The sequence below is a fragment of the Microvirga tunisiensis genome, assembly GCF_009296175.1.
GTDB lineage: Bacteria > Pseudomonadota > Alphaproteobacteria > Rhizobiales > Beijerinckiaceae > Microvirga > Microvirga tunisiensis.
This window is the reverse complement of sequence record NZ_VOSK01000207.1, coordinates 1-11,528: the sequence shown is the minus strand read 5'-3', so window position 1 is coordinate 11,528 and position 11,528 is coordinate 1. Positions and strand designations below refer to the sequence as shown.

Below are 11,528 nucleotides of genomic sequence, written 5' to 3'. Positions count from 1 at the left end.
CGATAAGGTGCGGTGGCATGGTTTCCAGGTGATTAACGCGGCAACGAGCGGATGAGTGGCGTAGTCCCCGAAGGCGAGTACCGCCCCTACCCCGCCTCGTTCACCTGGGTTTTCGCAGCCGCGTGCTCCGCGCTGGTTGCGGCCGTCCTGACACAGTGAAGTACACGACCCGCACCGATGGCTCATCGTCGACGTGGAGCACGACAGGAGGATCGCTTGGTGGTTTTTGCGTGCCGTCGAACGGAGTTGGTCTAAGTTAGTTCCTAACGCTTAGGTTCTTTGTTGCGGATGGTTTCCGCTCGGCCTGCACGGTGTGCTTGCTCATCTTCCCAGCGCTCCATCTGCTGCAGGATGGCTGCTAGCGGCTCCGGTATCGGGCAGTCCGGTTCATCCTGGAACATCTCCGCCATGGCGCGAGCCATCATGACGGCGGCGAAGTCCGGCGGATGATCCTCCCCCTGCCGGCGGCGCACGGTGTCTGGAGCTTGGGCCATCATCTGCGTCCCTCCGGCTGTTTCTGTTCAGTCACCCAGGCAGGTCCGCACTCGCCTGGGCTATCATATATTGGGGAGGGGAACGGCCAGCACGGTGAGTGGTTTCAGCAGAGCAGAAGGAATTGGACCCGAAGCGATGCCGCCCCGGGTCCATGAATGCGGAGGGTCAGGTCCGGTCGGTGGTGCCGGTACCGCTGATTGTGTTGCCGCGCTCGTCCTCGACCTCAATCTCGGTTTCACGAACAGTGTCGAACACGGTTTCTGTGCGCTGCCCGGCCTCCTTGGAGACCACCGCCTCCTCGCTCCGCCCCTCAACCTCGATTGCCCGTTCCTGGAATGCCTGATCGGCATCGCTCAGGGCGCGGTCGGCCGGGCGGCGCTCAATGGCAATCCGCTCTTTGCGCAGGCTCACCTGCTCGTCGACCGGGGTTCCCACCACATAGGAGCGGACCCGAACGTGCCCGTGGCTGACATCGCGCTTGCCGACCCGCAGCCTCTCTTCCACAACTGGAAGGACTTGCTCGCCGCGCTCCGACAGACCGGTTTCGGCACCGGCCACGCCTGTTCTACGGAGGCTGGCGACCGCCTCGGTATCGAGGTCTTCCGCGCGAACGCTGGCGACACCCGATGAGACGGAGGGGGCGGAGCCTACCGCCGTTGACGTGCCAGCCGCCGCACCGGACCAGCCTGCCCACCCCTCCGGGCGCCAGCTCTCAGCCTGCTCGTCAATGTCGATGACGTCCTCGCTGTCCAGGATCGCCATCACGCGGGCATAGTGTTCATCGCCGGTGGTGACCGAGATCAGGTACCCTCCCCGGCTCAGGCCCTCCGTATAGACGTGCCGGTCCTCGTCGGGCAGGAGCCAGTCCCCGAGGGAGCTCCAGAAGCCGCGCGGCTCTGGGCGGGAGGATGCACCGGCATTATCAGAGGCCTCGCTCTCATCGCCCGGCATCAAGTCAATGCGGTCGTGGGGAACGCCCGCATTGACCAGACGCTCGATGGCGTGCTCGGCAGCGCTGCGACTGTCGAAGAGAGCTGTCACCATCCTTCGAGGAGATGACGAGGTTGGGCCCGTACCGGAGATCATGGGTCTGTCTCAGCTGTGTGATCCTGTGTCCAAATGCGTGCGCGCGGCTCGCCCCTTGCTCCATTAGCCTCGCTGGTGATCCCTCGCGCGGAGCAGCATCGCCAGCGCTGGCGCCCCGGCGCAGTCGGGCTTGACCCTGCGAAACCGCCACCTCGTCAGGCTGGTCTTCCAGCATGGCTGGGGGAGTCTACACCCCTCATCGTATCCGCCTAGCGATAAAGGTGATCCACAATGGGGAGCCGTCTGCCGGTAGGCTGTCGGGTTGTCAGATCAAGCCCCCTGAGGGCTTGCCTACTGCTCGGTGAAGTAGGTCAGCAGGACCTTGCCCTTCTCGCCGGTCAGGCAGACGAAGCGGTTGGGCTTGTCGGTCTTCTCGCGTTGCAGGTAGGCATCGCCCATGATCACCATCCGGACCGGAGTGTCTTCAACCTTCGTGTTCGCCTTCGAGATCGCTAGGCCATCGATGTCAAAGGTCAGGTCCTTGATGGCGGGCGACCGCTCCTTCAGGGCAACCAGCCCGACAGACGGCAGGACTCCACCTCCTCTGGGACTTGGGCGTGAGCCGAAAGAGCGATCGTCGTGAAGGCGAGAACTGCGCCGAGTGTGCGATGCCGCATTGATCGCTCTCCTACAAAAAGTGGTGGCGTATTAGGCGATGGCTCCATGGCAAAACCATGCTCGAACGACAGGAAGCAGGCAGCGTCCTGCAGCGAAACTGAGCCACCAGGATCAAAGCGGTTTCAGGTCGGCCCCGGCCGCGCTGACATGATCAGAAGCTGTTGTTTGTGTGGCTTGCAGCCTCGGCCCCGTTGGCGGCAGGAAAATGCCTTGCATGACGCGCGGCTCGGGGTGACGGATGCCAGGGGTGTGGCTCGCCTGGACGCCGGTTGGATCCGGGATGCCATTGCCGCGTCGCGGCAGAGGTCGATACCCGATGACCCAGCATCCAACCCAACGCGCAACCGAGAGCCCCAATGACAACCAGAGCTGTCAGCAGATGCTCTTGCACAGGTCGGCTGATGGCCTGAGTCCTCTCACGATAGAAGCGCTCGGCTTCTGGCAGATAACGCCTTCCCTGCTCCATGTACGCTTCGCCACGCCGGTAAATGTCACGAGCGATGCCGGAGGCTTGGCTCGCCTGCTGCGAGATGCTGCCTGTCTCCTCCCCGAGCCCCTCCCCAGGCGGCACAGGAACCGCGTTCAGAGCTTCGGGCTCGCATTCGGCTGCCACACTTTTCGAAGCCGATGTGGTCCAAGCAGGCGGATCACTGGCGGGGAAGCTGTCGTCAACCGCATCATCCACGTGTCGCTGCTGAATCGGCTTAGGTTCGCTCTCGGCATGCGCCGGGCGCTTCTGATCGATCTTCTCGTCAGGCATTGGGATCTCCCTCTCCTGCTGAGAGCAATGAGGTCCCACGGCGGATGGTTCCCCCGCAGGCGGCCGGTCGCCGGTCAGCTCTCGATGGTTAGGGGACCTGTCAGCGGCGAACGAGAGACGGTCGAGGTCAAGGAACACTCCCAGACCTGGGGACAAGTCTTCCTCTCTCCTGCCAGACGAGCCGAACTTGTCCCACAGATGGCAACGTCCCAGTTCATGGAAAATTTAGCTTTTGGGCGTTCCACTGGGGAGCCGCAAACGAAAGGAGACGCGAAATGCCCTCCTCCCACAGCGATGGGCCACCTGGAAACGGCTCTGGTGGTGGAACGGTGAGCCGCATCGTCCAGGATCTCATCGGCGAGCAGCTGCGGGTCATGTACGACGACCTCAAAGACGAGCCGGTCCCCGATCACCTCCTCAATCTGCTCAAGCAACTGGGCAAGCCGCAGCCGGACGAGGACTAATGATCGAGCCCGCTGACATCAAGGAGGATATCCTCAGAGCTGTTCCGCGTCTGCGCGCCTTCGCGATCTCCCTGACAGGAAACATCGATCAGGCCGATGACCTGGTCCAGGAGGCCATCGTGCGGGGGTTGAGCCATCTCGATAAATTCACTCCTGGCACGAACATGCAGGCATGGCTGTTCACGATCCTGCGCAACCAGTTTCATACCGCGTACCGCAAGCGGCGGCGCGAGGTGGAGGATCCTGACGGAACGTACGCCGCAAGGCTCGCAACGGCTCCCGCACAGAACGGGCATCTTGACCTGGAGGATCTCAGGGTTGCCTTGCTGCGGCTCCCCATCGAGCAGCGCGAGACTGTTCTGCTGGTCGCAGGCGGGATCAGCTACGAGGAGGCGGCGCAAATCTGCGGCGTGGCGATCGGCACAATCAAGAGTCGGATCAACCGCGCTCGCACCAGTCTTGCTGAGTTACTTGGCATTGTCGACGCGGAGGACATCGGAGCAGACCGTGTCATGAAAGCCGCGGTGTCAGCGAAGTAATTCCGGCAATCGCACTACGGGTCAGCACCGGTCGCAAATGCTCCTGGTCGCCTTGTCACTCTGCTCCTGAGCGCGCTGCTCTTTCTCGGTTTCCGGTCCGATGTTGCCAAGACCGGTCTGGTTGCCCGTGGAGCCGCCAGCCCCAGGGCCCTGCCGGGGGCCACCCGAACTGGTGCTCGGGTTGCCCCCAGAGCCGGTCGTGCCTGGTGGGACAATGGGCGGCGTCACCGCTCCGCCCGCGGCTCCGTTTGGGCTCATCCCGCCGGTCGGCTGCTGGGGTGAGCCTGCACCACCGGTCGCTGAATTGGACGGGGTGCTGGTTGGTCCGCCGGTCCCTACGCTTGGCGCACCGCTGCTCGTGGATCCGGCCCCACTCGTGCCAGAGCCGCTTGCCCCGCCGCTGGATCCCCCACCGGAGCCGCCGCCCCCACCTCCGCCGCCGGACTGAGCGACAGCGACAGGTCCCGCAGCGAACAACAGCGCAGCCGCAAGCATCAAACTTTGCAATGAACGAGAGATCATCGGCTCCTCCGGAGCTTGCTGACATCCGTCAACATTGTCCAAACGCTAAGTAACGTGTGAGGTTTCAGCCTGGTGCCCAGGTTCGTCACCGATCATCGCTGACCCTCGCACTCGCGCGATAACAACACGGGGGTGACGGTCCTAACAAAATCGGCTCTGCGGCGTTGGTATCCAGCCGTACCGAAGCCCCTTTGTTGAGGGCCGTAAGCACAGCAGGAGACAGACCATGGATCGCCGCATTGTCCTGGCAGGCTTGGCCGCCGCAATCACCGCTCCCGCGCTGGCGCAGACCAGCGGATCCCCCAGTACCAGACAACCAGGTGCTGCCGCTGGTTCAGCCGCGGGAGCCTCTGGGGCAAGCCGCATGGGCGGGCAGCCGATGACACAGGCTGACATGCAGCACATGCAGCAGACGATGCAGCTGGGCATGGTGGCTCTCGAGACCAGCCGGATCGCGCAGCAGAAGGCGCAGAATGCCGACCTGAAGCGGTTTGCTACCTTTGAGGTACAGGAACAGACCACCCTGTCCGAGGTCCTTCACTCCATGATGGAGCCTACCGCCACATCGGCCACGGGCGCTGCGTCAGGGACGAGCGCCCCAGCCATGCAGATGGATGCCCAAAGTAGGGAGATGATCCAGAGGCTTCAGAACACGCAAGCCGGCGAGGCCTTCGACCGTCAGTACCTTCAGGGCCAGATGGAAGGGCACAGCGGCCTGCTGCAGGTGCAGACGCAGTATCTGCAAAGCAATCCACAAAACCGCGAACATGTGAACGTCGCCAAAATGGCCCGCGGCATGATCACCGAACACATCGCCTTGTTGGAAGAGATCCAAACCAAGATGAAGTGAGCCTGTTGGCTCGCGCGCGGCGAGATCCGTTAGCTTGTCGCGCGTGACAGAAGCAGCAGATCCCGGATGATACGCGAGTTCGCGCCACTATGATCACGCGTAAGAATTGCATTCGCTCTGCCGTGAGCATTGCTCTTTCGTCGGCGATCATTTTCACCATCCTGAGCTATCATCCCATTGCGGAGGACGCATTGTGAACTCTGCTGGTAGCTGTTGCAGCAGCGCTCAGTCTCCACCTTCTAAGCTTCCGCGCCAATCCGAAGGGTGGTACCCTTAACTTGGCGATCCTGCCAACTTTCGGCACCCGATGGCTGGCCCCTCGCCTTTCCGGCTTCCTGCGAGAGAACCCTGGAGTCACAGTCAACCTAACGACGCGCCTTGCTCCGTTCGACTTCAGTCTGGACCAGGCGGATGCCGCCATCCACTTTGGAAGTTCGAACTGGCCCGGTGCCGAATTGGCCCTCCTGATGGGCGAGACAGTGGTGCCCGCTTGTAACCGCTCGCTCCTGGAGGAGTATAAGATCGAGAAGCCAAGCGATCTTCTTAGGGCTCCGCTCCTGCACCTCGTCTCGCGACCGGACGCCTGGGAGCACTGGTTTCTGATGCACGGTGGGCTTAGCGAGCCTCTGCATGGCATGCTGTTCGACCAATTTGCCACCGTAGCCCATGCAGCCATGTCAGGCCTCGGTCTCGCCCTGCTTCCTGAATTCCTCATTCGGGACGAACTCGCGCGAGGGGATCTCGTCAGGGCCTTGGATATGCCCATGCAGAGTACCGAGCGGTATTACCTTGCCTGGCCGGCAAACTGCTCTGCATACCCTCCATTGGTGGCGTTTCGAGAGTGGATTGTTCAGGAAGCACAAACGGAGCAAGCGGCCAATGGGAACTCGGTGGGATGACTAACCTAAAGCCGAGATCTGCGAATGATGTTCCTGCAGGAGTCGAGCAATCGCACCCTGATGAGGCTCCGCCGCGACTGTAATCCAGATCCCATTGCATGCAGGGCAGAATCACTGCCGATCAAATTTCCTACCCATGAACATGATGCTGCGACTGGCGTTTGGGCGACCGTGGCGCCAGACCGAAGGCATGCTGGCCTCGATCCTGCGTCTGCTCGGCTTGGATCTGCCGGTGCCCGATCACACCACCTTCTCGCGCCGCAGCGCTAACCTGACTATCGCTAAGCCGTTGGGCACAGCAGGCGGGCCGGTGAACGTGGTGATCGACTCCACCGGTCTGAAGGTGTTCGGTGCCGGCGAATGGCAGCGCGAGAAGCATGGCGGCCAAGGGCATCGGACGTGGCGCAAGCTCCACCTGGCTGTTAATCCCGATACCGGCGAGATCCTCGCCTCAGAGCTGACGACCACCGAAGGTGGTGACGCCTCACAGGTCGGGCCCTTGCTGAGTCAGATCTCAGGCCCGATCGCTTCGGTCACGGCTGATGGTGCGTACGATGGCGAACCCGTCTACCGTACCATCGCCGAGCGGGATCCTGCTGTGGCCGTGATTGTCCCACCGCGCTCAACGGCAGTGCCAAGTGACAATGCCGAGACGGCGCCCACCCAGCGAGACCGGCACCTCCAGACGATCCAAGCGCGTGGTCGGCTCGGCTGGCAAAAGATGGTCAACTACGGCTGGCGGTCCTTGGGCGAGGTGGCAATGATGCGCTACAAGACCCTGATCGGCCGCCGCCTCCACGCCCGGACTCTGTCAACACAGAAGTCCGAAGCTGCCGCTGGCTGCAAGGTCATCAACATCATGACCCAGCTTGGCATGCCCGTGTCCCAGCGCATCACCTGAGCTCCAGCGCCAGGGGATGAACGCATCCCACGTCCGAATTGTGCACCAAAGCCCGTTGCTCTAGCCCCTATGCGCGACGGTCATGCGCTTGGTCAGCCGCTTCGTGGCGGTCTCCTGCAAATGGCGCTCGATGGCCTCGTTGGCCCGCGCCCGCACCTGCCGCATCCGGTCCGCGTCGTCGAAAGCGTCCGGGAAGCGGCGCGACAGCCACAGGTAGGCCCCCGCGAGTCGCACCGTGCGCTCCTGGTGGTCGAGCTCAGCCAAGGGGTTGCCGCGTAGCGCCGGCACGCCGGAGCCCGAGGCCAGCATCTCCGTCCATCCCTTGAGCACCTGGAACGAGAGCTCGTCGCGCTGGTCGATGGGCGCCATCGACAGGGCGAACCTCTGCGCCAGGTTCAGCCTGGTGCGGTCGACCATCTCCGCGGCCTGCAACATGGCGTCCATGTCGGAAGGCTGGAACGGCGAGCCCTCATAGAAGGCGGCCTGGGCGAAGTGCGTAAGCACCTCGTGCAGGCTCTCGGTGCGCAGCTCCGAGGCCGCCGCACTGATCGCTACGAGGTCTGGGCGGGCGTAGAAGCGCGAATCCGCGGCAGGCGCCGCCGGGGCGCCGGCGAGCGCCTTGCGGATCGGATCGATGCCCTCCTCCGTAGTGGCGGCTACGTAGCCGACGTCGTGGTGGCCGAAGCGGCCGGCGCGCCCGGCGATCTGGCGTATCTCGGGGTTGGTGAGCGGGCGATCCTCCTTGCCATCGTACTTGCGCAGGGCGGAGAACACGACCCGCTGCAGGGGGCCCAGGTTGAGGCCCATGCCGATGGCGTCGGTGGTGACGAGCACGTCGGCCTCGCCGGTGCGGAAGCGCTCGGCCTCGGCGCGGCGCACCTCGGGGGAAAGCGCGCCGTAGATGGTGGCCACGGTGTGCCCCAGGCCGACGAGGACCTCGCGCTGCTCGTGCACCGCCTGGCGCGAGAAGGCCACAACGGCGTCGCCGGCCTTCACCTCCTCCAGGGGGACCGGCTTGTCGAGCAGGACGAGCGGCGTCTTGCGCTCGAAGGCGACCACCTCCAGGCTCTCGTTGGCAGCCTCGGCGGCCCGGCGTACGTAGGGGAGAGCATCGTCGGAGCCGGCCAGGATCAGGGTCTTGGCCGGGATGCCGAAGAGCGCGTTGGTCCAGGCCCAGCCGCGGTCCGGGTCAGAGATCATCTGGATCTCGTCGATCACCGCCACGTCGACCGTGTGCTGCAGATCCGCGGTCTCGATGGTGCGCGAGACGTGGGTGGCGCCCTTGTTGCCGAAGACCTCCTCGCCGGTGACCATGCCGGCGTTGAGGCCGCGGTCGCGCAGGGCCTCGTAGTTTTCCAGGGCCAGGAGCCGCAGCGGGGCCAGGTAGGCGCCCTTGCCGGCCGCCGCGAGCCTCTCCATGGCGGCGTGGGTCTTGCCTGAGTTGGTGGGACCCATGTGGAAGACGATGTGACGGGCCATGCCGCGCGCGGCGCGGAACTTGTCGATGTAGGTGCCGAAGCCGACCCTCTCGCGCAGGTTCCGGATGCCGGCGTCGTGGCGGGCGAGCTTCTTCGCGCGGGCCCGGAGCTCCTTGAACTTGCCGGGCAAGGTCCGGACCAGGTCCGGGGAGAACCCGTACTGGCGCGAGCGAAGAGCATGGTCCATGTGCTCGGCGTAGGTTGCGGCGTCTGAGCCGTCCTCGGCGAGGTCCGCGCGCACGTCCTCGCGCAGCCGGTTGACCACCCGGTGCATGGACTTCCCCGTCTCCCGCTCGACGCGGTTGACCTCGGCCTTGAACTCGTCGAGGCGATGGCGCGGGTCGTTGCCGACCGCCATCCCATGCAGGATCTCCAGCATCTGCGGCGTGGGTGGCAGCATGAGGCGTAGCTCCATGCGCCCGTCGTCGAGGAGCGGCAGGCAGACCCGCACGGACCACGCGACGGTGCCATTCTCGCCCTCGGACCAGCGCAGGGACGGGGCTGCCTTGGCGAGCTCCCCGGCCCCCTTTGCAGCCCATTCTTTGAGGCCTCGCATCTCGGTGAGCGCGGCGGCCACCCGGCCGTCGTCGACGAACCCGTCGTGCTCGGGCAGGCCCAGGTAGCGCCGGAGGCCCTCGGTATCGACGTCGCGCCGCGACGGGGCCAGCCTGCGGATCGCGTCCTGGAGGATGTCGGCGGTCTCTTGGATTCGCTTGCGTGCCATAACCTAGCGTTCCTGCCGGGAAAGACAGTGTCAACGCTGCTCGTCTCGAACCGTGCCCTCCGTCCAACGGCAGATCCTAATATTGGGCTGCGGCGCCCCGACGTCCGAGGCGTCGAGCTGGTGCTCCTAGTGTTGTGTCTCTGACGGGTGATTCCGAAATCTGGTCTGACGTGCGATGCTGCTCTGATGGGCAAGATCGAACGCATTGAGGTTCCCGCCGCCGATCGGGATCGCCTGGAGACCCTGGTCCGCGACCGAAACACGCCCCAGAAGGTTGTCTGGCGGGCTCGGATCGTTCTGCTGACGGACGAGGGCTTGCGCGCCACCGAGGTGGCAACTCGCGTCGGCACGAGCACTCTGACGGTACGGCGCTGGCGCCGCCGCTATGCGCAGGCGGGCGTCGACGGGCTTCTCAAGGACGCCACCCGCCCGCCAGGGCGCAAGCCCCTGACGGCAGCGGTGATCCAGCGGGTTGTCGACATGACCCTGCATGAGAAGCCGCCGCGAGCGACGCAGTGGAGCGTGCGCTCGATGGCCGCTGTCACAGGCCTGTCCCACACCAGCGTGCAGCGGATCTGGCACGCCCACGGCCTCAAGCCGCACTTGGTCAAGACCTTCAAGCTGTCCACCGACAGGCCCTTTGTCGAGAAGGTCCAGGATGTGGTCGGCCTGTATCTCGATCCGCCGGACAAAGCCCTGGTACTCGCGGTTGATGAAAAGTCTCAGATCCAGGCGCTCGACCGCACCCAGCCGGGCCTGCCGCTCAAGAAGGGCCGTGCCGGCACCATGACCCACGACTATAAACGACATGGCACCACGACCCTGTTTGCCGCTCTCGATGTGGCGACCGGCACGGTGCTGGGCACCTGCATGAAGCGCCATCGCCATCAGGAGTTTCTGCGCTTCCTGCGTGTCATTCATCGCAACACCGACAAGCGCCTCGACCTGCACCTGATCGTGGACAACTACGCCACCCACAAGCACCCCAAGGTGAAGGCTTGGCTGGCAAAGCATCCGCGCTTTCATCTTCACTTCACCCCGGCTTCGGCTTCGTGGCTCAACCTGGTCGAGCGCTTTTTTGCCCTGATCACCCAGGAGCGCATCCGGCGGGGCGCCTTCACGAGCGTGCCCGATCTGGAAAGCGCGATCATAGACTACCTGGAGCACCACAATGCCGACCCTCGACCCTTTGTCTGGACCGCCTCGGCCTCAGCTATCCTGGAGAAGGTCGCCCGTGCGAAACAAGCGTTAGAGTCACAACACTAGCGCCCGGAGGTCGTGTTTGTGGCGCGCTGACCTGAGCGAGACCAGCGGAAGGCAGCCCGATGGCAATCTGGGTGAACCGTCGGTCGTTTTACCCCTTGTATTCTCAATAGCGGTAACTATATCTCGTTTGTAGGCGCTGCCGGTTAGGTAGGTCTGAAAGCCTCCTCTGATTTCTCCGGTGTCTTTGATCGATCAGCTCGACAGGATCTGGCTGCATGAGGCTGTGTGGACGCATGATGAATCTCCCTTGCATTCGCCTGGAGATCGCTTATGTGTCCCCTCCCCGCGCCGCTGCGACAGCAGGTGGGCGCCTTTTTCTAGACACGGTAACCATCAGTTCCTGAGCCCTTGCGCGGGAGCGATGTTGCGCCTTCAGACACGCGCAGTTCGAGGCCTGGCCGGCCCGAGTGCGGGTTCTGAGGGCGAAGCTCCATGTGTCTGGCGTAATCCATGAGCGACGAAGGTTCGAAGTGCATTCGAAGTGTTCACCTGCTCCTCTGGCGACAATCCGCACACAGGTCGAAGGTCTTCGGACTGTTCGACCAGCGTCAACGCAGAAATGGTATCATTTCTGTGAGCGTTATTGCTTTCGCTGTACTCAATTATACTTGGTATAGTTAACAAATCCTCTCAGAAAATCCGCTAAGAATTTCTGAGAGGTGTTGACATAGGCGGCAGGTTGGTCTAAATAAGCTTCATCGGCGGCGCGGTTCTCACGGACCGGTTGCCGAAGCCTCCAGAAGCTAGTGCCTTTGAGCAGCAAGCTGATGCGAGGTTTGTCTTCGTCCCGGACGAGGCACCTGTTCTTTGACAAGTGAAGAGAGAAGAGAAGCGTAGGCGGCGGTGTCCTTGCGGATCGTCCTTCGGGGCGATCGAATGAGAACATCGACCATGTCTATGCTTTGGTGAGTACACCGCTTCAGGGA

Annotated in this window: 8 protein-coding genes and 2 pseudogenes; 6 read left to right on the top strand and 4 right to left on the bottom strand. The window is 63.5% G+C overall.

What is annotated here, in order from left to right; all coding sequences use genetic code 11:
• Positions 1–263: 263 nt before the first annotated feature.
• The 3 genes from FS320_RS29890 to FS320_RS29875 all read right to left on the bottom strand — a co-directional run bounded on the left by FS320_RS29890 (position 264) and on the right by FS320_RS29875 (position 2,959).
• Positions 264–497: a hypothetical protein gene (locus FS320_RS29890; RefSeq protein WP_152715885.1), complete on the bottom strand. Its 234-nt coding sequence runs from the start codon at positions 495–497 to the stop codon at positions 264–266.
• 163 nt (positions 498–660) lie between these two features.
• A complete protein-coding gene (locus tag FS320_RS29885) occupies positions 661–1,539 on the bottom strand; it encodes a YsnF/AvaK domain-containing protein (protein ID WP_244627477.1) in 879 nt (292 codons plus the stop codon).
• Positions 1,540–2,350: 811 nt separating this feature from the next.
• Positions 2,351–2,959 carry a hypothetical protein gene (locus FS320_RS29875; protein WP_152715883.1) on the bottom strand — a complete coding sequence of 203 codons (609 nt, stop codon included), beginning with the start codon at positions 2,957–2,959 and terminating at the stop codon, positions 2,351–2,353.
• Between the two features lie 275 nt (positions 2,960–3,234).
• Here FS320_RS29875 and FS320_RS29870 point away from each other — a divergent pair, with 275 nt between their 5' ends.
• The 5 genes and pseudogenes from FS320_RS29870 to FS320_RS29845 all read left to right on the top strand — a co-directional run.
• Positions 3,235–3,423, top strand: coding sequence for a NepR family anti-sigma factor (locus tag FS320_RS29870; protein WP_152715882.1), 189 nt, complete (start codon positions 3,235–3,237; stop codon positions 3,421–3,423).
• Positions 3,423–3,962 carry a sigma-70 family RNA polymerase sigma factor gene (locus tag FS320_RS29865; RefSeq protein ID WP_152715881.1) on the top strand — a complete coding sequence of 180 codons (540 nt, stop codon included), beginning with the start codon at positions 3,423–3,425 and terminating at the stop codon, positions 3,960–3,962. Before FS320_RS29870 ends, FS320_RS29865 begins: the two co-directional genes overlap by 1 nt.
• Before the next feature lie 748 nt (positions 3,963–4,710).
• Entirely contained in the window at positions 4,711–5,334 is a 624-nt protein-coding gene (locus FS320_RS29855) for a DUF4142 domain-containing protein (protein ID WP_152715879.1), read from the top strand.
• Between the two features lie 239 nt (positions 5,335–5,573).
• Positions 5,574–6,233: pseudogene (locus FS320_RS29850) on the top strand (LysR substrate-binding domain-containing protein); the annotation flags it as partial.
• A gap of 142 nt (positions 6,234–6,375) precedes the next feature.
• A pseudogene (locus FS320_RS29845) lies at positions 6,376–7,134 on the top strand (IS5 family transposase); the annotation flags it as partial.
• Positions 7,135–7,194: 60 nt separating this feature from the next.
• Here the strand turns inward: FS320_RS29845 and FS320_RS29840 are convergent.
• Complete coding sequence (locus tag FS320_RS29840) at positions 7,195–9,336, bottom strand: helicase-related protein (protein WP_152715876.1); 2,142 nt, start codon at positions 9,334–9,336, stop codon at positions 7,195–7,197.
• A 186-nt stretch (positions 9,337–9,522) separates the two neighbouring features.
• On the opposite strand from FS320_RS29840, the gene FS320_RS29835 reads away from it, so the two are divergent.
• Positions 9,523–10,602, top strand: a complete 1,080-nt coding sequence (locus FS320_RS29835; RefSeq protein WP_152715875.1) for an IS630 family transposase — start codon at positions 9,523–9,525, stop codon at positions 10,600–10,602.
• Positions 10,603–11,528: the final 926 nt, after the last annotated feature.